Origin of the sequence: Aminobacter carboxidus (assembly GCF_014863355.1) — a bacterium.
GTDB classification, from domain to species: Bacteria; Pseudomonadota; Alphaproteobacteria; order Rhizobiales; family Rhizobiaceae; genus Aminobacter; species Aminobacter carboxidus.
Map to the genome: position 1 here is coordinate 1 of NZ_JACZEP010000010.1, position 24,716 is coordinate 24,716.

Here is a 24,716-nt window from a genome sequence, read left to right on the forward strand (position 1 = left end):
GACCGGGGGGAGAGACCGGGGGCAACCAGGCCGCGGCGAGGCGGCTGGGCGGGCTGAGAGTGTGGACCGGAGCCTCCCCGAGGCGCCGGGCGGGCTGCGAGTGGGGACCGGCGCCTCCCCAAAGGCGCCGGTCTGGCCGCAGTCATTGCAGCGTCAGCACCAGGTCGGCGATCCGCTTGCGGGCAGCGGCTGTCTTCACCGGATCGATGCGCCAGGCCTTGAGCTCCTTGAGCGGCACGGAATCCGGGCTGTCCTTGACAGTCGGTCGCACGGCGTAGTCGCCCGGCACGTTGAAGGGCTCGAAGGCCGGTCCGCCGGTGGCAGAATCGTCGCCCATCATGAAGTCGATCAGCAACCGGGCCGCAGCTGGGCTCGGCGCCTTGTCGACAAGTGCAAGGACTGCAGGAAACAGGATGCCATTGGAAGGCTCGACGTCGTTGGCGACCTGCAGCGCCCAGCCTTCCTTGTCGTTGTCGCGGCGGTCGGAATAGGTGGCGAAGCCGACAGGGGGATTGACCGAGGTCTTGTCGCCGATGGCCTTGTTGATGACGTCTGAGTTGGGGACCAGCACGAGGTCGTTGGCAAAGAGGTCGCGGACGAACTGTTCGCCGGCACCCTGCAGGTCGCTGTCGACAGCGATCGGCTTGCCGAACTGCGCCTCGTAGGCCTTGGCCATCTCGTCGGGGCGCAGCGAGAATTCGACCAGCAGGTCGAGCAATTCGCCACGCTGCAGCGGGTCGACCATCAGGACACGGCCTTTCCAGTCCGGCGTCGTCAGCTGCCACAGGTTCTTGACCGGCGCGCCGTTGGGATTGGCAGCTTCGTTGTACATCAGCACCTTGGTCGACAGGCGCTGGGTCAGAAGCGGGGTCTTGTGCTCGTCGGCAAGTTCGCCCGCCACGCGCGGCGGGATGTAGGGCACGACGCGGTTGGTCTTGACCAGGTCTTCATAGACCACCGGCGTGTCGGCGATGTAGAGCACGTCGACGGCGTTGACGCCGGCGGTCTGCTCGGCGACGACACGGGCGATCTGCTTGACCGAGCTCATGTCGATGCCGACGAAGTCGATGCCTGGATAGGTCTCCTCGAAGGCCTTTTCGACCTTGGCGATGCGGCTCGACAGCGAGAAGACGGTGACCTTGCCTTCCTTCTGCGCCAGTGGCAGCAGCTCCTTGACGCTCATCGCGTCGAGTTCGGCAGCGCCGGCTGCCAGGGGCAGCAAGGCGACTGCTGCGAAAAGTGTCCATTTCATCGACTTGAGCATATTTTTCCCTCCCAGGTTTTTCTCAATCGAATTCGTCGAACAGGCCCGACAGGCGTTCGAGCGCGCCCATGACGCGGCTCTGGTGCCGGCCGGCAATGGTCAGCAAAATGGCGTTGACGATGGCGAACGGCACCGTCGGCGTCTGGAACTCGCTGCCCGAGCGGCCGCGCGGTGCGGCCAGCACAAGGTCGGCTTCGGGCTGCATCATGGTGCCGGCGAGGTCGGTGACCAGCATCGCTTTGGCGCCCTGCGCATGGCAGTGCTCGACAAGCGGGGCATAGCTTGTCGGCTGCTTGCGGAAGGCCAGCGCCAGCACGAGGTCGCCCTTGTCCATGCCGACGACACGCTCGGCAATGTCGCGGCCACGGCCTTCGAGCACGATGGTGGTCATGCCGAAGCGGTCGAGCCGGCGGCGCAGGAACTGGGTGATCGACTGGGCATGGCCCTGGCCGAACAGGAAGATGCGCCTGGCATCGACGATCATGTCGGCGGCGCGGTTGATGCTGTCCTGCGAAACGGCAAGGCGCAGATGTTCGAGTGCGGCGATCTCGCTGCCGATCAGGTCGAGCAGGAAATCGCCGTGCTCGACCTTGGCGACGGAGCGGCGCATGCGTTCGGCGGCGTCCTGGCTTTCGACCAGTTCGCGCTGCAGCTGCGAACGCAGCTCGGGATAGCCCTTGAAACCAAGCTTCTGGGCCAGCCGGGTGGTTGCCGCCTCATGCACGCTGGCACGTTCGGCAAGCCTGGCGCTCGACAGGAAAGCGGCTTCGGCGGCGTTTTCGAGCAGGGCGGAGACGAGTCGCTGGTCGGCCTCGGTGAGGCGGGTCGAATGGCTCTTGATGCGATCCAGCAGCGTCATCATCTTGCATCCATTTTGCACTCGACTCTTATGATGCAAGATGTCTTGCAGTCAAGTGCAAACGTGTGCAAGATTGGCTTTTCTGTCTTGCAGCGCCGGGGTTGGACATGAAAAAGGCGCTCCGGGGAGCGCCGGGGTGTCGGTCAGGGCAGGGCACGGCCGTGGCCGAAAACCTCAGATGTATTTCATGTAGCCGACAAAACCGGTGATCTTCCAGCGCCCATCCGTCTTGCGGCAGAAATACAGCGTCTGCCAGTTCAGGACGTCGTCGCTGCCGTCGGCGCGTTTGATGGTGCCGTCGAACTTCTTGCGCGCCACAGCGACATCGCCTGATATGTCGATCTCGGTCAGCCGTGTCGCGCGGTGGATGCCTTGGGCAAGCGGCTCGGCATATTGGGTGGCGGCCGTTTCGGCTGCCTGGCGCAGCCACTCGTTGCGATAGACCGAAAGCGTCGGGAAAGCGGCGTCCCACGCGTCGGGATTGGCCGAATTGTGGGCGTGGATGCCGAGGAAGCGCTGCTCGTCGAAGTCGCCTGACACCATGGCCCAGTCCTGACCGACGAAGGCAGCGATGTCGCGCTCGACCAGCATCTCCCAGATGGCGGCGCGGTCGGCATCTCCAGGGAACGGGTTTTCGGCAATCGTCATGTCAGTCACCTAGAGGCAGTCTGGGGTCGTCGATCTTGAGCATGCTGAGGCTCTGCTTGATGCGTCGCAGGCCTTCGAGCACGTTGGTGCCGCGGGTCTCGGCGGTGGCGGTGGCGATCATGTCGAGGATGGCAAGCAGCGCAAAACGCGACGAGGTCGGCTTGTAGATGTTGCCGTCTTCGATCGGCTGGAACGGGATGACGATGTCGGCGACCTTGGCCAAAGCCGAGCCCGGCGCTGTCACCGCAACGGTACGGGCGCCATATTGCCGGGCGACCTGGACCGCATCGACAACCGACTTGGCGTGGCCGGAAACGGAGAAGGCAACGACAGTCGTCTCGGGCCTGGCGACCGCCGCATACATGCGCTGCAACTGGCCGTCGACCTGGGCGACGACCGACAGGCCGAGCCGGAACAGCCGGTTCTGCAGCTCCGTCGCCATCATCGAGGAGATGCCGCCGGAGCCGAAGCACAATATGTGCTGCGAGGCCGACAGCCGCTCGGCCACCGACACCAAAGTCGCCATGTCGAGATTGTCCGAGGCGCGCTGGATCGCCACGATCGCCGCTTCGGTGACGGCGGAAGCGATGCGCTGCTCGCGCGCGTCGCGGCTGAGCGGTTCGGGCTTGAGATATTGGCCGCCGATGGCGATGGCCTGGGCCAGGAAGAACTTGAAATCGCGCACCCCGTCGCAGCCGAGGTTGCGGCAGAAGCGGGTGACTGTCGGTTCGCTGACGCCGACGCGCGCGGCGATCTCCGAAATGGCGGCCTTGGAAGCGAAGTCGAGATCCGACAGCACCAGGCTCGCCAGGCGCTTGTCGGACTTCGAGCCGTCCTGCGCCATGACCTGAAGCCGGGTGATGATGTCGGCGATGTTGCTCATACGGGCAGGCCGGTCGCCTTGTCGAACAGGTGGATGTTTTTCGGATCGGCGCTGACCGGCAGTGTCTCGCCCGGCCGCACCGAAACGCGGTCGCGGAACACGGCGCGCACCTGCTCGTTGCCGATGGCGCCGTAGATATGGGTTTCCGAGCCCGTCGGCTCGATGACGTCGACCTTGAACGGCAGCGCGCCCGCGCTGGCGCTGATGATGAAATGCTCCGGCCTGATGCCAGCCTCGACAGCGCCTGCGAAGGCCGAGGCACGGCCGCCGTTGAGCGACAGCTTCTCGCCGGTCGCCGTCTCGAAATGCGTACCCGACGTTGAACTGCCAAGGTTGCCCGAGACAAAGCTCATCGACGGCGAGCCGATGAAGCTCGCGACGAACTTGTTGGCCGGCTTGTCGTAGAGTTCGAGCGGTGCACCCACCTGCAGGATCTTTCCCTGGTTCATGACAACGATGCGGTCGGCCATGGTCATGGCCTCGATCTGGTCGTGTGTCACGTAAACCACCGTCGATTTCAAGCGCTGATGCAGCGCCTTGATCTCGGTGCGCATCTGCACGCGCAGTTGCGCGTCGAGATTTGACAGCGGCTCGTCGAACAGGAACACCGAGGGTTCGCGCACGATGGCGCGACCCATGGCGACACGCTGGCGCTGGCCGCCGGAGAGCTGGCGCGGATAGCGGTCGAGATAGGCGTGCAGGTTGAGGATCGCCGCGGCGTTGTTGATCTTGTTGTCGATGACCTCGGGCGCCTCGCCCCTGATCTTGGGGCCGAAGCCGATGTTTTCGGCCGCGGTGAGATGCGGAAACAGCGCGTAGGACTGGAACACCATGGCGATGTTGCGCTTTTGCGGCGGCAGCTCGTTGGCGCGCATGCCGCCGATCACAAGATCGCCGTGACTGATCGGCTCGAGCCCGGCCAGCATGCGCAGCAAGGTCGACTTGCCGCAGCCGGAGGGGCCGACCAGGACGACGAACTCGCCGCTTGGAATGTCGAGGTTGATGTCGTCGAGCACCTTGTGCTGGCCAAACGACTTGGAGAGGTTGCGGAAGGCTACGCCGGTCATGTCTTCACGCTCCCAATATGTCGTCGATGAATGGCAGGCAGCCGGCGGTCAGCCCGGCGTCGACCGGCAGCACAGTGCCGGTGATGCCGGAGGCGCGTGGCGAGGCAAGGAAGGCGACCGCCTCGGCCACTTCGCGCGCGTTGACGATGCGGCCAAGCGGATAAAGCCGCTGCAGCTTGCCCAGAATGGCCGGATCCTTGGCCAGGCGATGGTCCCAGGCCGGGGTGCGGATCGAGCCGGGGCAGACGACGTTGGCGCGGATGCCCTGGCGGCCATGCTCGACAGCAATGGCGCGCGACAAGGCGTTGATGCCGGCCTTGGCCGCGGCATAGGCCGGATTGCCGAAATGCGACAGCGCGTTGACCGAGGAGATGAAGACGAAGCAGCCCGCGCCGCGCGTCACCATCGGCTTGAGCAGCGCGTTGGTCAGGCTGGCGACGCCGGTCAGGTTGAGGTCGATCTCGGTCTCGACCCGCTCCTGGGTCAGCGCCGGCAGGGTTTCGGCGCGGGTCCAGCCGGCATTGTTGATGACGATGTCGGGCACGCCGTCGGCTTCGATGAGCTTGCGTGCCGCTGTTGCAAGACCGGGGCGATCGGTCAGGTCGAAGCTGTGGCGCCCGGCGAGATCGAGACCGTCCATCGCCTCGATATACTGGTCGCAGCCGATGACGCGGGCGCCGCCTTCATTGAAGATCGCCACCAGCGCCCGGCCGAGGCCGCCACCGGCGCCGGTAATCAGGACGGACTTTCCGCTGAATTCGCTGTCACTGCTCAACGATGTGCTCCCATAGCGATCTTGGCCGCTTTCTGTGTTCAGGACTATGGCCGAAAATGTAATTAAGCAACAAAGAAAATCGCTTGATATGGCGAAATTGCTGGATAATGTAAGAAAGTCACTTAATCAAAGAGGCGCGTTAAAGCGCCGGAGGACCGGGCCTTGGCCCGTGGGAGCAAGGGAACACCGACATGGCGATTTCGAAGTTGAAGACTGGCCTTCTGGCCGGGTTGAGCGTGCTGGCACTGGCCGCCCAGGCGAATGCCGGCGAAGTCAGGGTCACGGTCGCGGAATACAGCGCAAAGACCGGCCCCTATTTCCAGGAAGTGGAAAAGGCATTCGAGGCGGCCAATCCAGGTGTCGACGTCAAGTTCGAGGTCGTGCCGTGGGACGTGCTGCTGCAGAAGCTGACCACCGACATCACCGCCGGCACCAATGCCGACCTGTCGATCATCGGCACGCGCTGGCTGATCGACTTCGTCCAGCAGGGCGTCGCCGAGCCGCTCGACGGCTACATCAATGACGAGTTCAAGGGCCGCTTCATCGACACCTTCATGTCGCCTTCGGTGATGGACGGAAAGACCTACGGCCTGCCGATCGCCGCTTCGGCGCGGGCGATGTATTACAACAAGGAACTGCTCGAAAAGGCCGGCGTCGCCAACCCGCCGGCGACCTGGGCCGAGCTCAAGGATGCGGCCGCCAAGATCAAGGCGCTGGGCGGCGAGAATTACGGCTTCGGCCTGCAGGGCAAGGAGATCGAGACCGACGTCTATTATTATTACGCGATGTGGTCGCAAGGCTCCGAGATCCTCGACAAGGACGGCACCTCGGGTCTCGACAGCCCCGGCGCCATCGAGGCGGCCAAGCTCTACAAGTCGCTGATCGACGAGGGCCTGACCCAGCCGGGCGTCACCTCCTATGCGCGTGAGGACGTGCAGAACCTGTTCAAGCAGGGCAAGGTCGGCATGATGATCACCGCGCCCTTCCTGTCCAACCAGATCAAGGAAGAAGCGCCGAACCTGAAATATGGCGTCGCCGCCATCCCCGCCGGCCCGACCGGTGCGCGCGGCACCTATGGCGTCACCGATTCCATCGTCATGTTCTCCAATTCGAAAAACAAGGACGAGGCCTGGAAGCTGCTCGACTTCCTGTTTCAGACCGACTGGCGCGCCAAGTTCACCCAGGGCGAAGGCTTCCTGCCGGTGAACAAGGAAGAGGCCAAGATGGACTACTACGTCAACAATGCCGACCTGGCCGCCTTCACCGCCCTTTTGCCCGACGCCCGTTTCGCGCCGATCATTCCGGGCTGGGAAGAGGTCGCGCAGATCACCTCTGACGCCATCCAGAAGGTCTATCTCGGCGAAGGCGACCCCGAGGCCCTGCTCAAGGAAGCCGCTGCCAAGGCCGACGGCATCCTGAAGAAGTAGCTTTTTCAGGCGGCGGCGCATCCAAGGCTGCGCTGCCGCCCCTTCACCTTGCCCCGCGCTCCAGGCCACGGCTCCCATGCACAATCGCGCCCTGCCATATCTGCTGACGCTGCCGAGCCTGATCCTGGCGGCGGTGGTGATCTTCTGGCCGGTCGTCGACCTGATCCAGATCTCGACGCATGAGGTCAGCCGTTTCGGCCAGCTGCGCGATTTCAGCGGCCTCGACAATTTCGCAGCGCTGGTGGCCGATCCCGATTTCATCAAGGCGCTTGTGCGTACCGGCGTGTGGACGGCAGCCGTCGTCGGCGGCGCGCTGTTGGTGTCGATCCCGGTGGCGGTGATCCTCAACACCGATTTCTACGGCCGTTCGCTCGCCCGTGTCATCGTCATGCTGCCCTGGGCGGTGTCGCTGACCATGACGGCGATCGTCTGGCGCTGGGCGCTGAACGGCGAAAGCGGCATGCTGAATTCCGCCCTGCGCGGGCTCGGCCTTGCCGACCACAACATCCAGTGGCTGGCGAGTGCGGCGACCGCATTTCCGATGCAGATCATGATCGGCATCCTGGTGACGGTGCCGTTCACCACCACCATCTTTCTGGGCGGCCTGTCGTCGATCCCCGACGACCTCTACGAGGCGGCGGCACTGGAAGGGGCGGGACCGGTGCAGCAATTCCGGCGCATCACCTTTCCGCTGCTGAAGCCCTTCGTCAACATCGCCATCGTGCTAAACACGATCTATGTCTTCAACTCGTTCCCGATCATCTGGGTGATGACGCAGGGCGGTCCGGCCAACTCGACCGACATCCTCGTCACCCATCTCTACAAGCTGGCTTTCCGCATCGGCAAACTCGGCGAGGCGTCGGCGGTGTCGCTGGTCATGCTGGCGATCCTTTTGGTGTTCACCGCCATCTACATCAGGCTCGCCATGCGGGGAGAACGCGCATGATCGCGCCCAAACTCAAGCGCACCATCATCGCCTGGAGCCTGCTTGCGCCGCTTGTCGTCGTCACGCTGTTTCCCTTCGCGGTGATGTTTCTGACCGCGGTCAAGCCGGCGCAGGAAGTGCTGACGCCGAGCTGGTGGCCGAGCGAGTTTCGCTGGCGCAATTTCTACGACATGTGGGTGCAGGCCGGCTTCGGCCGGGCGCTGTTCAATTCGCTTTACGTGTCGGTGATCGCCACAGTCGGCGCCATCGTCATCTCGATCCCGGCCGCCTATGCGATGTCGCGCTTCCGCTTTGCCGGCCATGGCGCCTTCCGGCAGTTCCTGCTGGTCTCGCAGATGATCTCGCCGATCGTGCTGGTGCTCGGCCTGTTCCGGCTGCTCGCCTCCTTCGGCCTTGTCGAAAGCCTGAATGCCGTCGGCGGCGTCTACATGGCCTTCAACATCGCCTTCACCGTGTGGATGCTGCAGAGCTATTTCGACACCATCCCGCGCGACCTCGAGGAAGCCTCGTGGATGGAAGGCGGCAGCCGCTGGCTGACCTTGCGCAAGGTGTTCTTGCCTCTGTGCGTGCCGGCCATTGCCGTCACCGCCATCTTCACCTTCATCAATGCCTGGAACGAATTCGTCGTCGCACTGACCATGCTGCGCAGCCAGGAAAGCTATACGCTGCCGATCCAGGTGTTTTCACTTGTTGCCGGGCGCTACAGTGTCGAATGGCACTACGTCATGGCGGCCACGCTCGTCGCCACCGTGCCGGTCGCCATCCTGTTTGTCTGGCTGCAGCGCTACCTCGTCCGCGGGCTGGCGCTCGGCGCCGTCAAGTGACCCTAACCCGCTGACGTCAACGATAAAGAAACGAACCCGACATGCGCATCTTCACCGCCTCGCTGGCGACCGAGACCAACACCTTCTCGCCGGTGCCGACCGACCGCGCCTCGTTCGAGATGGCATTCTACGCCGGGCCGGGCCAGCATCCTGAGACACCGACCTTGTGCTCGTCGCCGATGGTGGCGCTGCGCCGCCGCGCCGCTGCCGACGCACTGACCGTCATCGAAGGCACCGCCACCTGGGCCGAGCCGGGCGGGCTGGTGCAACGCCAGACCTTCGAGGCGCTGCGCGACGAAATTCTCGACCAGCTCAAGGCGGCCATGCCGGTCGACGCCGTCATGCTTGGCCTGCACGGCGCGATGGTGGCGCAAGGCTATGACGATTGCGAAGGCGATCTGTTGGCGCGGGTGCGCGAGATCGTCGGGCCCGATGTCGTGATTGCTGCGGAATTCGACCCGCACAGCCACCTGACGCCGAAGCGTGTCGCGGCCTGCAACGTGCTGGCGGCCTTCCTCGAATTTCCGCACACCGATTTCTACGAGCGCGGCGAGCATGTCGTTGCGCTTGGCCTGGCGGCAGCGCGCGGCGAGATCAAGCCGGTCATCTCGACCTTCGACTGCCGCATGATCACCGTGCTGCCGACCAGCCGCGAGCCGATGCGGAGCTTCGTCGACCGCATCAAGGCACTGCATGGCAAGGACGGCATCCTGTCGGTGTCGGTGATCCATGGCTTCATGGCCTCCGACGTGCCCGAAATGGGAACGCGCATCGTCGTCGTCAGCGACAACGACAAGGCCAAGGGCGATGCGCTCGCCGAAAAGCTCGGCCGCGAGCTCTATGCCATGCGCGAAAAGACGGCGATGACCATGGTCGACACCGACGCCGGCATCGACCAGGCGCTCGCCGCGCGCAAGGCCAATCCGGCAAAGCCCGCTGTTGTCGCCGACGTCTGGGACAATCCCGGCGGCGGCGTCGCCGGTGACGGCACCTTCATGCTGCGGCGGATGCTGGAGCGTGGCCTCGACAAGGTTGGCGTCGCGACGATCTGGGACCCGATCGCGGTGACCTTCTGCCATGCGGCGGGCGAGGGCGCGGTGATCGACCTGCGTTTCGGCGGCAAGGCCGGGCCGCAGGCCGGCGAGCCGATCGATGCCAAAGTGCAGGTGCTGAAGGCGGTCGAGGAAGGCTGGCAGAGTTTCGGGCCAAGCCGCGTCACGCTCGGGCTGACGGCGCTGGTGCGCATCCTGGGCACCGAGGTCGACGTCATCCTCAACACCAACCGGACCCAGACCTTCGAGCCCGACATCTTTTCCAATCTCGGCATCGAGCTGGCCAGCAAGGACATTTTGCTGGTCAAGTCGACCAACCATTTTTATGCCGGTTTCGCGCCGGTGGCGGCCGAGATCATCTATGTCGACGCGCCGAGCTCGTATCCAAGCAATCCGCGCGTCACCAACTACACCAAGCTTGTCCGTCCGGTCTGGCCGCGGGTCAGCGATCCCTGGGCGTGAGGGGCGAGGCCGCAAGGCCTCGCCTTTTGCCGGTCAGGTCGCGGGCCGGAACGGCTTGGCCAGCGACGCCGGGAAATGCAGCGCCAGCATCTGGCGGTTCTGCGAGATGATGACCAGCACGATGATGGTGGCGAGATAAGGCAGGGCGGAAAGCAGTTCCGAGGGAACCGCGATGCCGAGTGCCTGGCCCTGCAGCTGCAGGATGGTCATGCCGCCGAACAGCCAGGCGCCGAGCAGCACACGCAGCGGCCGCCATGTCGCAAAGACCACCAGCGCCAGCGAAATCCAGCCCTTGCCGGCGGTCATGTTCTCGACCCAGAGCGGGGTGTAGGCGACCGACAGATAAGCACCGGCAAGACCAGCCATCAGCCCGCCGAACAGCACGGCGAGATAGCGGATGCGGATCACCGGATAGCCGATGGCATGTGCGGTCTCCGGCGACTCGCCGATGGTGCGCAGCACCAGCCCGCCCTTGGTGCGGTAGAGGAACCAGCTGATGACGAAGAACATGACGATGGCGAAATAGACCATCGGATCGAAGCGGAACAGCATCGGCCCGACGACGGGAATGTCGGAGAGATAGGGGATGTAGATCTTCTTCAGCGCATCGATCGGTGCCGAGCCGAAGTTGCGGCCCAAAAAGGCCGAGACGCCGGAGCCGAAGATGGCGAGCGCCAGGCCGGCGGCATACTGGTTGGTCAAAAAGGTCAGCGCCAGCACGCCGAACAAAAGCGAGGCGGCTGCCCCGCCAAGCGCGCCGGCGAGGATTGCGACCGGCATCGGCAGGCCGGCGATGACAGCCCAGAAGGCGAAGGCCGCCCCCATCAGCATCATGCCTTCGATGCCAAGGTTGAGAACGCCCGATTTTTCGACGACGAGTTCGCCGAGCGCAGCGAAGATCAGAGGTGTTGCGGCAATGATGGTGCCGGTGAAAATGGCAATGAACAAGTCCATCAGGCATGCTCCGGAATGCGGCGAAGCCGGTAGAAGATGAAGAAGTCGGCGGCAAGCAAAAAGAACAACAAGATGCCCTGGAAGATGCGGGTCAGCGCAGCCGACAGGCCAAGATTCATTTGCACTGCTTCGCCGCCGAGGAAAAGTAGCGACATCAGCAATCCACCGAGGACGATGCCGAAGGCGTTGAGGCGGCCGATGAAGGCAACGATGATGGCAGCGAAGCCGTAGCCGGGCGAGATCTGCGGCGACAGCTGTCCGAGCGGGCCCGAGACCTCGGCCATGCCGGCAATACCGGCGGCAGCGCCACCGGCAAGCAGGCCGGTCCACACCGCAGCGGATTCGCGGAAGCCGGCGTAACGCGCGGCCAGAGGTGCGGCACCACTGACCGACATCTTGTAGCCAAGGAAGCTGCGGTCGGTGAACAGCCACATCAAAAACACCGCGACCACGGTGATGAACACCGAGGCGTTGAGCCGGTAGGCATAGTCGAACGGCTCGAACATCGCCGCCGCCGACAAAAGGGCCGTCTGCGGATAGTTGAAGCCGGCCGGGTCGCGCCAGGGGCCGTGCACCAGCCACGACAACAGCAGCGTGGCGATATAGGTCAGCATCAGCGTGACCAGGATCTCGTTGGTGTTCATCCGCGCCCTGAGGAAGGCGGGGATGGCAGCCCAGGCCATGCCGGCGATGGCGCCGGCAAAAAACATCAGCGGCAACAGCAGAATGCTGTCGGGGTCGGGGTAAAACAGGCCGACGCCGCAGGCAGCGATGGCGCCGATGATCAGCTGGCCTTCGGCGCCGATGTTCCAGACATTGGCGCGGAAGCCGACGGCGAGGCCGCAGGCGATGAGGATCAGCGGCGAGGCCTTGAGCAGCCACTCCGACAGACCGTTCAACGAATTGAGCGGGGCGATGAAGAAGGCCTGTAGCGTCGCCAGCGGGTCATAGCCGAGCACGGCAAACAGCAGCGAGCCGACGAGAAGTGTTAACCCGGTCGCGATGACCGGTGCCGCCACCCGCATCCTGGCGGATGGTTCCGGTCTTTGTTCAATCCTGAATCGCAACTTCGGCTCTCCCATTGCTACCGTTGCCGCGGTCGACCCTTGTCATCAGCAGGCCGATTTCTTCGCGGTTGGTTTTTGTCCTGATCAGTGGCGGCGAGACCTGGCCCTGGCAGATGACGAGCAGCCGGTCGCAGATCTCGAACAATTCGTCGAGCTCCTCCGAGATCACCAGCACCGCGGCACCCGAGCGGCTCAGGTCGACAATTGTCTGGCGAATGAAGGCGGCAGCGCCGACGTCGACGCCCCAGGTCGGCTGTGCCACGAGGAACAGCTTGGGCTCGAGCGCGATCTCGCGACCAACGATGAACTTCTGCAGATTGCCGCCCGACAGGCTTTGGGCGATCGATTGCGGGCCGTTGGCCTTGACCTTGAAGCGCTCGATGATCCCAGCGGCGAAACTGCTCGCCTGCTTGCGGTCGACGAGGCCGTTGCGCACCAGGCCAGCGCGGTGGGCGGTCAAAACGGCATTCTGCCACAAGGCATGCGGCGGCACGGCACCGCGGCCAAGCCGCTCTTCCGGCACGAAGGCCATGCCGAGCTTGCGCCTTTCGCTGGCATTGAGATGGGCGGCGGCCTTGCCGTCGATCTGGATCGCCAGCGCATTGGGATGGGTGCGTTCGCCGCTGAGCAGCGAGATCAGCTCGGCCTGGCCGTTGCCGGAAACGCCGGCAAGCCCGACGATCTCGCCGCCGCGCACTTCAAACGAGACGTTCTTGAGCTCGACGCCATATTGGTCGCGGGCAGGGGCGGTCAGCCCGCGCACCTCGAGCACCGGCTTGTCGCTCGGCACGGAGGGGCTGACGTGCATTTCGGGCAGTTCGGCGCCGACCATCATGCGGGCGAGCTGGGCCGAGGTGCTTTCCTTGGGCCTTGCGGTGCCCGTCACCTTGCCGTTGCGCAGCACGGTTGCCGTGTCGCAAAGCTCCTGCACCTCGTCGAGCTTGTGGCTGATATAGACGATCGAGCAGCCTTCGCTGGCCAGCTGGCGCAAGGTCTCGAACAGCTTGACCACGGCCTGGGGTGTCAGCACCGATGTCGGCTCGTCGAGGATCAGAAGCTTCGGCGCCTGCAGCAGGCAACGCACGATCTCGACGCGCTGGCGTTCACCGACCGACAGGTCGTGGACGCGGCGATGCGGGTCGATCGGCATGCCGTAGCGGTTCGACAGCTCGGTGATCTGGCGGGCCAGCGCATCGAGGTCGAAGGTGCTCGAAACGGCGAGCGCGATGTTTTCGACCACGGTGACGGATTCAAACAGCGCGAAATGCTGGTAGACCATCTCGATGCCAAGCGCCCGCGATGTCGCTGGCGTGTGGGCGGCGACGGGTTTGCCGTCGCAGAAGATCTCGCCGGAATCGGCCTGGGCCGCGCCATAGATGATCTTCATCAATGTCGATTTGCCGGCGCCGTTTTCGCCGAGCACGGCGTGGATTTCGCCTGGCATGATCGACATCGAGATGTCGTCATTGGCGATGATGCCTGGGTAACTTTTGGTGATGTTGCGCAATTCGAGGCGTGGGGGCATAGCCGGGTCCTGCCGTGAGGGTTGGACGGTGCGCAGCCATAGTCCACCGGAGCGAGCCGCATGACCCCGAGATCGGAATCATGCGGCGCTGTAGAGCCCCGGTGGCCTTGCTAGCGGGTAAGCGAAGATCAGCCGAGCTTGCCGATCATTCCCTTGACGAACCAGTTCATGCCGCGGATGTCGGCATCGGCCAGCACGCTGCCTGCCGCAACCTTGACGTTGCCGTCCTGGTCCTTGAGTTCGCCGGCATAGGGGTGGATCTTGCCGGAGCCGATGTCGGCCTCGAGCTGCTTGAGCTTGGTGATGACGTCGGCCGGGATCGCCTCATTGTAGGGCGCCATCTTGACGACGCCACCGGCCAGGCCGTCCCAGCGCGCTTCGGGCTTCCAGGTGCCTGCTGCCACGCCCTTGGCGGCGCCGACATAGTCGCTCGACCAGTCGAGCGTGAAGGCGGTGAGCTGCTTGCCCGAGCCGAACTTGGCCATGTCGCTGGCATAACCGATCGACCATGCGCCGCCTTCGCCGGCGACCTGGACACCGGTCGCGGTGTCGGTCATCGAGCAGATGACATCGCAGCCCTGCGACAGAAGCGTGTTGGCGGCTTCCTTTTCCTTGCCCGGATCGAACCAGGAATTGAGGAAGATGGCGTTGCAGGTGGCGTCGGGATTGACGCTTTGCGCGCCGAGCAGCAGCGCATTGGCCGGGCCGACGATATCGGGGATCGGGAAGCCGCCGATGAAGCCGATCTTGCCGGCCTTGCTCATATGCGCGCCGGCGGCACCGGCGACGAAAGTGCCTTCATAATATTTGGCTTCGAAGGTGCCGAGATTGGCGAGATGGACAATGCCGGAGCAATGCTCGAAGGCGACCTTGGGGAAGCGCGGGGCCACCTTCTGCATCGGCGTGCCATGCGAGAACGAGGTGCCGAAGACCAGCTGGTTGCCGGAGGCGGCGAGTTCGCGGAACACGCGTTCGGCATCCTGCGGCATGAAGATGTTGTCGATGACGGTCAGCGCGACCTTGTCGCCGAATTCCGCCTTGATGGCGTCGACGCCGAGGCTGTGCTGCTTGGTCCAGCCGATGTCGGCGATCGGCGAGACATAGACGACACCGATCTTGAGCGGCTCCTGGGCGCTGGCGATGCCGGCAAGGCCCGTGGTGCCGAGAGCGGCGCCCGCGGCGCCGGAATATTGCAGAAATTGCCGTCTGGTCAGATTGAACATGGTGGTAACCCTCTGTTGGTTGGATGCGCCCGGCTTGTTGCCGGGTCTATTTTGAGGCGTGGACATGGGCATGTGCCCGTGCCGCGCCGTTTTCTCCGGCCTTTTTTCGTGGTGCCGGTTTCGGCGGCTCGCCTGACTTGCCGTCGAGATAGGGTTCGAGCGCTTCGCGCGGCGTCAGCTCGGGAAACACCTGCCGGTCCATGATGTAGCCGCGCACGACTGAACGGTGATGCATGTCGATCAGCTCCATCGCCTGCTTCAGCCGGCCCTTTTCGAGCAGGTCGATGACCCGCGCATGGTCGTCGAGCAGGTTGCAGTAGTCGAAATCGGCGGTGATCAGCGAACGCAGCAAGGTCGTGCGGCGGACCAGCTGGGCATGGATTTCCTGCATCACCTTGTTGCGGCTGAGCCGGACGAAGACGGTGTGGAATTCCTGGCCGAGTACGTCAGCCAGCGCATCGTTGCCTGATGCCACCGCCTGGCGCTGGCGTTCGACATGCTGGCGCAGTTCGGCCCAGCCGGCGGGTCCGAGGCGGTCGCTCAACTGGGCGGCGACACCTTGCTCGACAAGCGTCAGCGCGTCGTAGATCTCGAGCGCTTCCTGCATGCTGGGACGGGCGACGAAGGCACCGCGGTTGCGCTCGATCTGGGCAAGGCCGTCGTCGGCGAGGCGGATCAGCGACTGGCGCACGACGATGCGGCTGACGTCGAAAATCTCGGCCAGTTCGCGTTCGCCGAGCTTGCAGCCGGGCACCAGCCGGTGATCGATGATCGCCCGCGTCAGTATGTCGGCAATGGCCTGCGAGCGACTGCTCATGGCATCTTCCTCCCCCGCCTGCGCACTTTGGCTTGCTCAGCGGTCACGACCGGCGTTGGCAACAGCTGATGTGCCGCATATCCCGAGTTGCGTTTCCCATATCGGTAGTCAATCAAATCAAGCTGTCAACCAAAATTCTTTCATTGACATGCAAATTGTCATTGATTGATATCCAATCCTGTGGTTCCAATATGGGCATAACAGAGCTAGGTTCACGGGGAAGTGCTAGCCAGGGAGGGTGCGATGAGCATAGCTGCCCTTTGTAGCGACAGAGTCCTTCTTAACGATTGGCATGTGATCGCCGACCTGACCAACCTGTCGGCGCACGAGCCGTTCCAGACCCGGCTGCTTGGCGTCGACCTGACCGTCTATTGCCGTGGCCGATACAACAAGGAAGTGTTGCGAAACGACACCGGGGCGCTGGTCAATGCGACCAAGCGTTATGGCTTCCTGTGGGCCTGCCTCGGCAAGCCGGAGCGCGACATCGTGTTCGTGCCGGAGGCCGAGGAGGAAGACCGTTACCTGCTCACCGGCGGGTCGATCGCGGTCAAGGTTTCAGGCCTGCGAACGGTCGAGAATTTCCTCGACATGGGCCATTTCCCGTTCGTCCACACCGGCTGGCTCGGCGAGGAGCCGCATACCGAAGTCGCGCCCTACAAGGTCGAGCTGACCGCTGCCGACGAACTGGTCGCGACCGAATGCAAATTCTACCAGCCGGTGGCGTCGCCGACGGCCAAGGAAGGCTTTGTCGTCGACTATATCTACAAGGTGATCCGCCCCTACACGGTGGCGCTCTACAAGAGCAATCCGGTGCAGAAAGAGCGGCTCGACGTCATCACCTTGTTCGTCCAACCCGTCGACGAGGAAAATTGCGTCGCCCATCCCTTCCTTTGCTATCTCAAGGACGGCAGCGACGAGGCCGGAATCCGCAACTTCATGCAGCTGATCTTTGCCCAGGACAAACCGATCCTGGAAAACCAGCTGCCGAAACGCCTGCCGCTCGACCCGCGTGCTGAAACGCCGATCCGCGCCGATGCGGTCGCTGTCTTGTACCGGCGCTGGCTGCGCGACAAATCAGTCACTTACGGCGCGATACCGGCGCGGATGTGAACCCGCGCCCTCAGGAGGAACCTCAGATGACCGAGACGAGATGCAAGGATCAGGTGATCCTCGACCTTTGGCACCCGCTTGCCGCACTTTCCGAAGTGCCGGCCGGCGTGGTGGTCGGCACCATCCTGCTCGAAGAGCGCCTCAGCCTGGCCTGCGACGGCACCGGCAAGGTTGCCGTCTGGCGTTCGCGACGCGATCTGCCTGTCGACGGGCCGGTCGACATTTCAGCGGTCGCAGGCACGCTGCCGGTCAAGCTTGCCTATGGCTATGTCTGGACGTCGCTCGGCAATCCGCCGGCCGACATCTTCCCGATCCCCGAATATGCCGAAGCTGACCGACGCAAGCTCAACGCCGCCACCTTCGGGGTCAATGTCTCGGCGCCGCGGGCGATCGAGAACTTCCTCGACATGGGCCATTTCCCTTATGTCCACACCGATATCCTCGGTGCTGAACCGCACACGGAAGTGAAGGAATACGACGTCGAGATCTCGGTCGACCGCGACGAGATCCTGGCCACACGCTGCCGCTTTTTCCAGCCGATGGCATCGACCACTTCGGATGGCGGCGCCGATGTCGATTATATCTACCGCGTGCCGCATCCCTATTGCTCGGTGCTCTACAAATCGAGCCCGATGGACGAGACGCGGCTCGACGTCATTGCCGTGTTCCTGCAGCCGGTCGACCAGGAACATGTCCGGGCGCACATGTTGCTGTGCGTGCTCGACGAGGACAATGAAGACAAGGTGATCAAGCGTTTCCAGCAGACGATCTTCGGCCAGGACAAGCCGATCCTGGAGAACCAGTTCCCCAAGCGCCTGCCGCTCGATCCGCGCGCCGAGACCCCCATCAGAGCCGACAAGTCGGCGATCGCCTACCGCCGGTGGCTGAGCCAGAAGGGCGTGACCTACGGGGTCATCCCGGCCGCCACCTGAGCGCCTGAAGGCGCCAACGACAAGATATCAGCGAGGAACCTATGCTCGACCTAGCCAAATCCAGATGGCATCCCATCGCCGCGGCGCACGACCTTCCGTTGCGTCATGTCTTTCATGGCCAGCTGCTTGGCCGCGAATTCGCCGTCTGGCGCGCCGACGACGGCTACGTCAACATCTGGGAGAACCGCTGCCTGCATCGCGGCGTGCGCCTGTCGATCGGCATCAATGACGGCCGCGAGCTGAAGTGCCAGTACCATGGCTGGCGCTATTCGAACCGCACCGCCGGCTGCACCTATATCCCGGCACACCCGGCCGATGCGCCGGCCCGCACCATCACCAACCGCACCTTTGCCGCCGTCGAGCGTTACGGCCTGGTGTGGTCGGCAGAAGAGCCGCAAGGCGAGGTGCCCGAGGTGTCAGGGTTTGCCGAAGGCAAGCTTCTGGCGCTGCGCGCCATTCCGGTCAACGCGCCCGCCGACGTGGTGGCGGCGCAGCTTACGGGCTACCGCTTCCAGCCAAGCGGCAACATCGACGGCTCTGCAGCCAAGGTCGCGGTCGAAGCGTCCAACGCCTTTTCGGTGGCGCTGCGTTCGAGCGAGGGCGATGCCAGCACACTCGCCGTGTTGTTCGTCCAGCCGGTCGATTCCAACCGCTCGGTGATCCGCGGCGTGCTCGACAGCGAGGTCGAAGGCGCTGCCCGTCTTGCCGTGCTGCGCCACCACAATGAACTTCTGTCGCGCCTGCGGGTCGCCGTCGAAGCCGAGGCCGCGCGGGAACCTGCACCGGCCCCGCTGGAGCCGATCATCGAACGGGTCTCGCCAGAACTGGCCGAGATGCCGGAAGAGACGACACATGGCCGCAAGGCGACGATCCGCGTCCAGGTTACGAGGAAGTGGTCGGCCGCCGATGGCATTGCCGGCTTCGAACTCAGGCCGCTCAAGGGCCTGTTGCCGACCTTCCAGCCCGGCGCCCATATCGACGTGCATCTGCCCAACGGGTTGATCCGGCAATATTCAATCACCAACGGTCCGGGCGAAAGCGACAGCTACGTCATCGGCGTCAAGCTCGAACGCGACTCCAAGGGCGGCTCGACCTGCCTGCACGAGACGGTGCGCGAAGGCGACGTGCTGGCGATCTCCGAGCCGCGCAACAACTTCCCGCTGCGCCGCGATGCGATCCAGACATTGTTCATCGCCGGCGGCATCGGCATCACCCCGCTGCTCGCCATGGCCCAGGCGCTCAACAACCAGAGCCTCGGCCACGAGCTGCACTACTTCGCCCAGAACCAAGCCCAGCTCGCTTTCCCCGAAAAGACCAAGACGCTTGGCGCCTCGCTCAAGCCGCATCTTGGGCTTTCGCCAGACCAGACCGGCGCGAAGCTGCGCGAGATCCTGTCAGGCTATGGCCCCGACAAGCATGTCTATCTCTGCGGACCCGGCCCGATGCTGGAAGCGGCGCGCGCCATCGCCGCCGAGATGGGCTGGCCGGAAACGGCGGTGCATTTCGAATATTTCAAGAACACCAATGTCATCGACGACTCCACCAGCTTCGAAGTGGCGCTGGCGCGCTCCTGCATGACGCTGACGGTGCCGGCCGGCAAGACGATCCTCGAAGTGATGCGCGACGCCGGCATCGACATGCCGTCGTCCTGCGAGCAGGGCGCCTGCGGTACCTGCCTGGCCACCGTCATCGAAGGCGAGCCCGACCATCAGGACGTCTATCTCAACGATGCCGAGCGCAAGTCCGGCACCAAGATCATGACCTGCGTGTCGCGTGCCAAGTCGGCGCGGCTTGTGCTCGACCTCTAGGAGTTACCGATGATTACGCTTTACGACTACGAACTGTCGGGCAACTGCTACAAGCTGCGCCTGCTGATGGGCATGCTCGGTGTCGAGTGGAAGACCGTTCCCGTCGACTTCTATCCCGGCCGCGAGCACAAGTCGGACTGGTTCCTCAAGATCAATCCGCTCGGCCAGCTGCCTGTCATCGACGACGACGGGCTCATCCTGCGCGACGCCCAGGCGATCCTTGTCTATCTCGCTTCTAAATACGATGCGTCCGGCACGTGGTACCCACGCGACAATCCAGCTCTGCTCGGCGAGATCAGCCAGTGGCTGGCCTTTGCCGACGGCATCACCGGCACGGCTTCGGCAGCGCGCCTACATGATGCACTGTTTTACGACTTCGACGTCGAGGCGGCGCGGGCCGGTGCGCATCGGCTGTTTCGCATCCTCGACGAACATCTGTGGTTCGGCGAACAGGAAGGGCGCAACTGGATCTGCTCGGCGGCTCAGCCGACGATCGCCGACATCGCCTGCTTCCCTTACATCATGCTGTCGGAAGAAGGCGGCATACCAAGACAGGACTATCCGGCGATCCGTCGCTGGTGTGACCGTTTAAAGCGCATCAAGGGTTTTGCCGTGATGTCGGGCGTGTTCCCGGCCGGACCAGCCAAGGCTGCCTGAATTCGATAGTTCGCCGGGCGAGCGCCCGACATTTACCTGATACTGGGAGAAAAAAATGAAAACCCGCGCTGCAGTCGCCGTCGGAGCTGGAAAGCCGCTCGAGATCATGGAGGTCGACCTCGAGGGGCCGCGCGAGGGCGAGGTGCTTGTCGAGATCAAGGCGACCGGCATCTGCCACACCGACGAGTTCACTTTGTCGGGTGCCGATCCCGAAGGCATCTTCCCTGCCATTTTGGGCCATGAAGGTGCCGGTGTCGTCGTCGATGTCGGCAAGGGTGTGACCTCGCTCAAGAAGGGCGACCACGTCATCCCGCTCTACACGCCGGAATGCCGCTCCTGCCCGTCCTGCCTCAGCCGCAAGACCAATCTGTGCACCGCGATCCGCTCGACCCAAGGCCAAGGTCTGATGCCGGATGGCTCGAGCCGGTTTTCGATCGGCAAGGACAAGATTTTTCACTATATGGGCTGCTCGACCTTTTCGAACTTCACCGTGCTGCCCGAGATCGCGCTGGCCAAGGTCAACCCGGACGCCCCGTTCGACAAGATCTGCTACATCGGTTGCGGGGTAACGACAGGCATCGGCGCGGTCATCAATACCGCCAAGGTCGAGATCGGTTCGACGGCGATCGTCTTTGGCCTCGGCGGCATCGGCCTCAACGTGCTGCAGGGTCTTCGTCTTGCCGGTGCCGACATGATCATCGGCGTCGACATCAACAATGACCGCAAGGCCTGGGGCGAAAAGTTCGGCATGACGCATTTCGTCAATCCGAAGGAGGTCGAGGGCGACATCGTGCCTTACCTCGTCAACATGACCAAGCGTGGTGCCGACCAGATCGGCGGTGCCGACTACACCTTCGACTGCACCGGCAACGTCAAAGTGATGCGCCAGGCGCTCGAAGCCAGCCATCGCGGCTGGGGCGAAAGCATCGTCATCGGTGTCGCCGGTGCCGGCCAGGAGATCGCAACGCGGCCGTTCCAGCTGGTCACCGGCCGGACCTGGAAGGGCACTGCCTTTGGTGGCGCGCGTGGCCGTACTGACGTTCCGAAGATCGTCGACTGGTACATGGAAGGCAAGATCCTGATCGACCCGATGATCACGCATACGCTCAAGCTCGAAGACATCAACAAGGGTTTTGACCTGATGCACTCGGGCGAAAGCATCCGCAGCGTCGTGGTCTACTGAGCTCCCCGTCTACTGAGCTCCCAAGACCGGCCAGGCTCCCATGGCCGGTCCTCTAAACGCTGTGGCTTTTCGCCGGCCCTCAAGCCTCCCAGCTTGGCCCGCGTGTTCCCAAAGTCATGGCGTTGACCGGCGGTGCGTCCGAGGTGTCTGCAACCCTCGTCCGCACCGCCGGCATCTCTTTTTGAGCGGTTGCAGGTCCCGCATCCCGACGTTATGCCGGGTCGGGATTGTTTGACGAGAAGGCTAAGCAGATGAAGACCATTTCCACGTCGAAGTCGCATGGCGGCATCCAGGGCGTCTATGCGCACGCATCCGCGGCCTGCGCCTGCGACATGACCTTTGCCGTCTTCGTGCCGCCGCAGGCCAAGGACGGCCCGGTGCCGGTGCTGTGGTATCTCTCTGGCCTGACCTGCACCCATGCCAATGTCATGGACAAGGGTGAATACCGCCGCCTTGCCGCCGAGCTTGGCCTGATGATCGTCTGCCCGGATACCAGCCCGCGCGGCGAAGGTATCGCCGACGAGAAGGACAACTGGCAGTTCGGTTCGGGTGCCGGCTTTTATGTCGACGCGACCGAGGCGCCGTTCGCGAAAAACTATCTGATGTATTCCTATGTCACCGAGGAACTGCCGGCGCTGATCGCGGCAAACTTCCCCGCCGACATGTCGCGCCAGGCGATTACAGGCCATTCGATGGGCGGCCATGGTGCGCTGACCATCGCGCTCAAGCACCCCGAGCGCTTCAAGAGCTGCTCGGCCTTCGCGCCCATCGCCCAGCCTTCGACGGCGGGCTGGTCGAAGCCGGCGCTGGAGAAATATCTCGGTTCCGATGAGGCCGCCTGGCGCGCCTATGACACGACGTTGCTGATCGAGGACGGCAAGCGTTTCCCGGAATTCCTCGTCGACCAGGGTTCATCCGACAGCTTCCTCGACGAGGGCCTGCGCCCCTGGCTGCTCGAAGAGGCCTGCACGAAATCAGGCATCGGCCTGACCTTGCGCATGCAGGATGGCTACGATCATTCCTACAACTTCATCTCGACCTTCATGGACGATCACCTGAGGTGGCACGCCGCCCGGCTTGGCTGAGCGGCGAAACTCGCCGTCACGGCCTCGCCGCCAGCAGCTTGGTGAAGACATGGCGCTTCGCCTTGCCGATGCTGATCTCCAGCGTTTCATATTGTGCCAGATGTGCCGCGATCGCGCTGGCCAGCATGCAGCCGGTGCCGCGCATGGCGACAGCGATGCGCGATGCGTCGAAGCGGACGGGTTCGCGCCCCGGCTGGATCAGCAGGTCCGTCGCGGTGGCGCCGGTTGCGTGGCCGCCTTTGACCAGGATGGCGGATGCGCCGGCGGCGAACAGTTTTTCGGCTTGTTCGACGATCTCTGTTTCGCCGCTGGCGAGCGGCCGGCCGCTCAGCAGCGCCAGTTCGGGCAGGTTGGGCGTGACAAGCGTGCACAGCGGAAACAGCTTGCGCTTCAGCGTGTCGATGGCCTCGTCGTCGAGCAGCTGCCCCCCCGAGCTCGAGGCGAGCACAGGGTCGAGCACGACAGGCACCGGCAGGCTGCTCGCCAGCACCGAAGCGACGGTGTCGATAACAGCCGCCGTTCCGAGCATGCCGATCTTGACCGCAGCGACAGGGTCGGCGGCGAAGGCGGCGCGCATCTGGTCGGCGACAAGGTCGGGCGGCATCTGTTCGATACGCTCGACGCGCTGATGCGTCTGCACCGTCACCGCCGTGATGGCGAGGCTGCAGCGCAGGCCGAAGGCCGACACCGTCTCGATATCGCGGACGATGCCGGCGCCGCCGCTCGAATCCGAGCCGGCGACAACAAGCACATGCGGGGGCACATGCGGGCTCATCGCCACTCAGCCGTCGCTGCCAGCCATTGACGCGTGCGCGCCTCGGGATCGGCGTTGAGCGTGATGTCGGTGACGACGGCAGCAATGTCGGCGCCGTGGGCAAAGACGCCTGATATACGCTCGACATTGAGCCCGCCAATGGCAACCAGCGGTGTGGTGCCAACACGCTTTTTCCATTCGACGATGCGGTCGAGCCCTTGCGGCGCCCACTTCATCGCCTTGAGGATGGTCGGATAGACAGGGCCTAGCGCGACATAGTCGGGTGCGGCGGCAAGTGCGGTGTCGAGTTCGGCATCGTCATGGGTGCTGAGGCCGAGCTTCAGGCCGGCATGGCGGATCGCTGCCACATCAGCCTCGGCCAGATCCTCCTGGCCGAGATGGACGTAGTCGCAGCCCGCGTCGATGGCGAGGCGCCAGTAATCGTTGACGACGAGCTGGCAGCCATGGCGCGCGCAGATGGTTTTCGCCACGCGGATTTCGCGGCGCAGGCCGGCCTCGTCCATGTCCTTGATGCGCAGTTGCACCAGCTTGACGCCCAACGGCACCAGCCGCTCGATCCAGGCGGCGGAATCGACAATCAGGTAGAACGGGTCGAGCTTCATGAAAATGCTGCCATGCCGATGACGGGGGTGGAGGGAACGGCCATGTCGCGCGGTTCGAGCGGGCCGGCGCGGAACGCCTGCCGTCCGGCTTCAACCGCCTTGCCGAAAGCACAAGCCATGGCGACGGGGTCGCTGGCCTTGGCAACAGCCGTGTTGAGCAGCACGGCGTCGTAGCCGAGTTCCATGACGGTGGCGGCATGCGAGGGACGGCCGATGCCGGCATCGACGATCAGCGGCACGTCGGGGAAATGGCCGCGCAGGCTGCGCAAGGCGTCGAGGTTCTGCGGCCCGCGGGCAGAGCCGATCGGCGCGCACCACGGCATCAGCACCTTGCAGCCGGCATCGAGCAGCCGCCCGGCGACGACCAGATCGTCTGTCGTGTAGGGGAAGACCTCGAAGCCGTCGGCAGCGAGAATCCTGGCCGCCTCGACGAGGCCGAACACGTCGGGCTGCAGCGTGTCGTGATTGCCGATGACCTCAAGCTTGATCCAGATGGTGGCAAAGACCTCGCGCGCCATCTTCGCCGTGGTCACCGCTTCCTTGACCGAGTGGCAGCCGGCGGTGTTGGGCAACACGCGCACCCCGAGCGACTGGATCAGCGACCAGAATTTTCCGCCCGTCTTGCCGCCGGAAGTCTCGCGGCGCAGCGAGACAGTGACGATGTCGGCGCCCGACGCCTTGATCGCCTCGGCCATGATGGCGGGCGAGGGGTAAAGCGCGGTGCCGAGCAGCAGGCGGGACGGGATTTGTTGTCCGTAGAGTTCGAGCATG

Annotated in this window: 24 protein-coding genes; 10 read left to right on the plus strand and 14 right to left on the minus strand. The window is 64.0% G+C overall.

Annotated features, from left to right (window positions below; genetic code table 11):
- Positions 1-142: 142 nt before the first annotated feature.
- The 6 genes from IHE39_RS23750 to IHE39_RS23775 form a co-directional block, all read right to left on the minus strand.
- Positions 143-1,252: an ABC transporter substrate-binding protein gene (locus tag IHE39_RS23750; protein WP_434781339.1), complete on the minus strand. Its 1,110-nt coding sequence runs from the start codon at positions 1,250-1,252 to the stop codon at positions 143-145.
- 34 nt (positions 1,253-1,286) lie between these two features.
- A complete protein-coding gene (locus tag IHE39_RS23755) occupies positions 1,287-2,126 on the minus strand; it encodes a MurR/RpiR family transcriptional regulator (RefSeq protein WP_210322527.1) in 840 nt (279 codons plus the stop codon).
- Positions 2,127-2,297: 171 nt separating this feature from the next.
- On the minus strand, positions 2,298-2,771 hold the full coding sequence (locus IHE39_RS23760; protein ID WP_192568179.1) for a nuclear transport factor 2 family protein: 474 nt from the start codon (positions 2,769-2,771) through the stop codon (positions 2,298-2,300).
- Between the two features lies 1 nt (position 2,772).
- On the minus strand, positions 2,773-3,654 hold the full coding sequence (locus IHE39_RS23765) for a MurR/RpiR family transcriptional regulator (RefSeq protein WP_184774123.1): 882 nt from the start codon (positions 3,652-3,654) through the stop codon (positions 2,773-2,775).
- On the minus strand, positions 3,651-4,721 hold the full coding sequence (locus IHE39_RS23770) for an ABC transporter ATP-binding protein (protein ID WP_192568180.1): 1,071 nt from the start codon (positions 4,719-4,721) through the stop codon (positions 3,651-3,653). Before IHE39_RS23770 ends, IHE39_RS23765 begins: the two co-directional genes overlap by 4 nt.
- Before the next feature lie 4 nt (positions 4,722-4,725).
- Positions 4,726-5,496 carry an SDR family oxidoreductase gene (locus IHE39_RS23775; protein WP_192568181.1) on the minus strand — a complete coding sequence of 257 codons (771 nt, stop codon included), beginning with the start codon at positions 5,494-5,496 and terminating at the stop codon, positions 4,726-4,728.
- Positions 5,497-5,687: 191 nt separating this feature from the next.
- On the opposite strand from IHE39_RS23775, the gene IHE39_RS23780 reads away from it, so the two are divergent.
- The 4 genes from IHE39_RS23780 (at position 5,688) to IHE39_RS23795 (ending at position 10,207) form a co-directional block, all read left to right on the plus strand.
- Positions 5,688-6,923, plus strand: a complete 1,236-nt coding sequence (locus IHE39_RS23780) for an ABC transporter substrate-binding protein (RefSeq protein ID WP_115730611.1) — start codon at positions 5,688-5,690, stop codon at positions 6,921-6,923.
- Positions 6,924-6,999: 76 nt separating this feature from the next.
- Complete coding sequence (locus IHE39_RS23785; protein WP_192568182.1) at positions 7,000-7,869, plus strand: carbohydrate ABC transporter permease; 870 nt, start codon at positions 7,000-7,002, stop codon at positions 7,867-7,869.
- A complete protein-coding gene (locus IHE39_RS23790) occupies positions 7,866-8,693 on the plus strand; it encodes a carbohydrate ABC transporter permease (protein WP_192568183.1) in 828 nt (275 codons plus the stop codon). Before IHE39_RS23785 ends, IHE39_RS23790 begins: the two co-directional genes overlap by 4 nt.
- Positions 8,694-8,734: 41 nt before the next feature.
- The gene (locus IHE39_RS23795) at positions 8,735-10,207 is read left to right on the plus strand and encodes a M81 family metallopeptidase (RefSeq protein WP_192568184.1); all 1,473 of its coding nucleotides are present in this window, start codon (positions 8,735-8,737) and stop codon (positions 10,205-10,207) included.
- A 33-nt stretch (positions 10,208-10,240) separates the two neighbouring features.
- Here IHE39_RS23795 and IHE39_RS23800 read toward each other — a convergent pair whose 3' ends face one another.
- The 5 genes from IHE39_RS23800 to IHE39_RS23820 form a co-directional block, all read right to left on the minus strand.
- Positions 10,241-11,161: an ABC transporter permease gene (locus IHE39_RS23800; protein WP_192568185.1), complete on the minus strand. Its 921-nt coding sequence runs from the start codon at positions 11,159-11,161 to the stop codon at positions 10,241-10,243.
- Positions 11,161-12,228: an ABC transporter permease gene (locus tag IHE39_RS23805; protein WP_184774111.1), complete on the minus strand. Its 1,068-nt coding sequence runs from the start codon at positions 12,226-12,228 to the stop codon at positions 11,161-11,163. The genes IHE39_RS23800 and IHE39_RS23805 overlap by 1 nt, the downstream gene beginning before the upstream one ends.
- On the minus strand, positions 12,212-13,753 hold the full coding sequence (locus IHE39_RS23810; RefSeq protein WP_184774110.1) for an ABC transporter ATP-binding protein: 1,542 nt from the start codon (positions 13,751-13,753) through the stop codon (positions 12,212-12,214). Before IHE39_RS23810 ends, IHE39_RS23805 begins: the two co-directional genes overlap by 17 nt.
- A gap of 128 nt (positions 13,754-13,881) precedes the next feature.
- Positions 13,882-14,976 carry a BMP family ABC transporter substrate-binding protein gene (locus IHE39_RS23815; RefSeq protein WP_184774108.1) on the minus strand — a complete coding sequence of 365 codons (1,095 nt, stop codon included), beginning with the start codon at positions 14,974-14,976 and terminating at the stop codon, positions 13,882-13,884.
- A gap of 46 nt (positions 14,977-15,022) precedes the next feature.
- Positions 15,023-15,793 carry a GntR family transcriptional regulator gene (locus tag IHE39_RS23820; RefSeq protein ID WP_192568186.1) on the minus strand — a complete coding sequence of 257 codons (771 nt, stop codon included), beginning with the start codon at positions 15,791-15,793 and terminating at the stop codon, positions 15,023-15,025.
- A gap of 243 nt (positions 15,794-16,036) precedes the next feature.
- Between IHE39_RS23820 and IHE39_RS23825 the strand changes: the two genes are divergently transcribed.
- The 6 genes from IHE39_RS23825 (at position 16,037) to fghA (ending at position 22,568) form a co-directional block, all read left to right on the plus strand.
- Positions 16,037-16,903, plus strand: a complete 867-nt coding sequence (locus IHE39_RS23825; RefSeq protein ID WP_192568187.1) for an aromatic ring-hydroxylating oxygenase subunit alpha — start codon at positions 16,037-16,039, stop codon at positions 16,901-16,903.
- Positions 16,904-16,929: 26 nt separating this feature from the next.
- Complete coding sequence (locus tag IHE39_RS23830; protein WP_184774105.1) at positions 16,930-17,835, plus strand: aromatic ring-hydroxylating oxygenase subunit alpha; 906 nt, start codon at positions 16,930-16,932, stop codon at positions 17,833-17,835.
- Positions 17,836-17,876: 41 nt separating this feature from the next.
- Entirely contained in the window at positions 17,877-19,643 is a 1,767-nt protein-coding gene (locus tag IHE39_RS23835) for a Rieske 2Fe-2S domain-containing protein (protein WP_192568188.1), read from the plus strand.
- A 9-nt stretch (positions 19,644-19,652) separates the two neighbouring features.
- Complete coding sequence (locus IHE39_RS23840) at positions 19,653-20,300, plus strand: glutathione S-transferase family protein (protein WP_192568189.1); 648 nt, start codon at positions 19,653-19,655, stop codon at positions 20,298-20,300.
- 55 nt (positions 20,301-20,355) lie between these two features.
- Positions 20,356-21,483 (plus strand): S-(hydroxymethyl)glutathione dehydrogenase/class III alcohol dehydrogenase, encoded by a 1,128-nt coding sequence (locus IHE39_RS23845; RefSeq protein ID WP_192568190.1) that lies wholly within the window; start codon positions 20,356-20,358, stop codon positions 21,481-21,483.
- Positions 21,484-21,734: 251 nt separating this feature from the next.
- On the plus strand, positions 21,735-22,568 hold the full coding sequence (fghA, locus tag IHE39_RS23850; protein WP_192568191.1) for an S-formylglutathione hydrolase: 834 nt from the start codon (positions 21,735-21,737) through the stop codon (positions 22,566-22,568).
- 16 nt (positions 22,569-22,584) lie between these two features.
- On the opposite strand, the gene thiD is transcribed toward fghA, so the two are convergent.
- From thiD to IHE39_RS23865, 3 genes are read right to left on the minus strand one after another with little or no spacing between them, the layout of a single operon-like run.
- Positions 22,585-23,343, minus strand: coding sequence for a bifunctional hydroxymethylpyrimidine kinase/phosphomethylpyrimidine kinase (thiD, locus tag IHE39_RS23855; RefSeq protein WP_192568192.1), 759 nt, complete (start codon positions 23,341-23,343; stop codon positions 22,585-22,587).
- A complete protein-coding gene (locus tag IHE39_RS23860) occupies positions 23,340-23,945 on the minus strand; it encodes a thiamine phosphate synthase (protein WP_192568193.1) in 606 nt (201 codons plus the stop codon). Before IHE39_RS23860 ends, thiD begins: the two co-directional genes overlap by 4 nt.
- Positions 23,942-24,715: a thiazole synthase gene (locus IHE39_RS23865; RefSeq protein ID WP_192568194.1), complete on the minus strand. Its 774-nt coding sequence runs from the start codon at positions 24,713-24,715 to the stop codon at positions 23,942-23,944. Before IHE39_RS23865 ends, IHE39_RS23860 begins: the two co-directional genes overlap by 4 nt.
- Position 24,716 lies beyond the last annotated feature (1 nt).

Bases quoted from the DNA above. Each gene is read 5' to 3' on its own strand.
- IHE39_RS23790 (WP_192568183.1), top strand. From the start codon at position 7,866: ATGATCGCGCCCAAACTCAAGCGCACCATCATCGCCTGGAGCCTGCTT.
- IHE39_RS23770 (WP_192568180.1), bottom strand. From the start codon at position 4,721: ATGACCGGCGTAGCCTTCCGCAACCTCTCCAAGTCGTTTGGCCAGCAC.
- IHE39_RS23835 (WP_192568188.1), top strand. From the start codon at position 17,877: ATGCTCGACCTAGCCAAATCCAGATGGCATCCCATCGCCGCGGCGCAC.
- IHE39_RS23865 (WP_192568194.1), bottom strand. From the start codon at position 24,715: ATGCTCGAACTCTACGGACAACAAATCCCGTCCCGCCTGCTGCTCGGC.
- fghA (WP_192568191.1), top strand. From the start codon at position 21,735: ATGAAGACCATTTCCACGTCGAAGTCGCATGGCGGCATCCAGGGCGTC.
- IHE39_RS23800 (WP_192568185.1), bottom strand. From the start codon at position 11,161: ATGGACTTGTTCATTGCCATTTTCACCGGCACCATCATTGCCGCAACA.
- IHE39_RS23840 (WP_192568189.1), top strand. From the start codon at position 19,653: ATGATTACGCTTTACGACTACGAACTGTCGGGCAACTGCTACAAGCTG.
- IHE39_RS23785 (WP_192568182.1), top strand. From the start codon at position 7,000: ATGCACAATCGCGCCCTGCCATATCTGCTGACGCTGCCGAGCCTGATC.
- IHE39_RS23755 (WP_210322527.1), bottom strand. From the start codon at position 2,126: ATGATGACGCTGCTGGATCGCATCAAGAGCCATTCGACCCGCCTCACC.
- IHE39_RS23825 (WP_192568187.1), top strand. From the start codon at position 16,037: ATGAGCATAGCTGCCCTTTGTAGCGACAGAGTCCTTCTTAACGATTGG.
- IHE39_RS23860 (WP_192568193.1), bottom strand. From the start codon at position 23,945: ATGAAGCTCGACCCGTTCTACCTGATTGTCGATTCCGCCGCCTGGATC.
- IHE39_RS23780 (WP_115730611.1), top strand. From the start codon at position 5,688: ATGGCGATTTCGAAGTTGAAGACTGGCCTTCTGGCCGGGTTGAGCGTG.
- IHE39_RS23760 (WP_192568179.1), bottom strand. From the start codon at position 2,771: ATGACGATTGCCGAAAACCCGTTCCCTGGAGATGCCGACCGCGCCGCC.
- IHE39_RS23795 (WP_192568184.1), top strand. From the start codon at position 8,735: ATGCGCATCTTCACCGCCTCGCTGGCGACCGAGACCAACACCTTCTCG.
- IHE39_RS23830 (WP_184774105.1), top strand. From the start codon at position 16,930: ATGACCGAGACGAGATGCAAGGATCAGGTGATCCTCGACCTTTGGCAC.
- IHE39_RS23765 (WP_184774123.1), bottom strand. From the start codon at position 3,654: ATGAGCAACATCGCCGACATCATCACCCGGCTTCAGGTCATGGCGCAG.
- IHE39_RS23820 (WP_192568186.1), bottom strand. From the start codon at position 15,793: ATGAGCAGTCGCTCGCAGGCCATTGCCGACATACTGACGCGGGCGATC.
- IHE39_RS23845 (WP_192568190.1), top strand. From the start codon at position 20,356: ATGAAAACCCGCGCTGCAGTCGCCGTCGGAGCTGGAAAGCCGCTCGAG.
- thiD (WP_192568192.1), bottom strand. From the start codon at position 23,343: ATGAGCCCGCATGTGCCCCCGCATGTGCTTGTTGTCGCCGGCTCGGAT.
- IHE39_RS23815 (WP_184774108.1), bottom strand. From the start codon at position 14,976: ATGTTCAATCTGACCAGACGGCAATTTCTGCAATATTCCGGCGCCGCG.
- IHE39_RS23810 (WP_184774110.1), bottom strand. From the start codon at position 13,753: ATGCCCCCACGCCTCGAATTGCGCAACATCACCAAAAGTTACCCAGGC.
- IHE39_RS23750 (WP_434781339.1), bottom strand. From the start codon at position 1,252: ATGAAATGGACACTTTTCGCAGCAGTCGCCTTGCTGCCCCTGGCAGCC.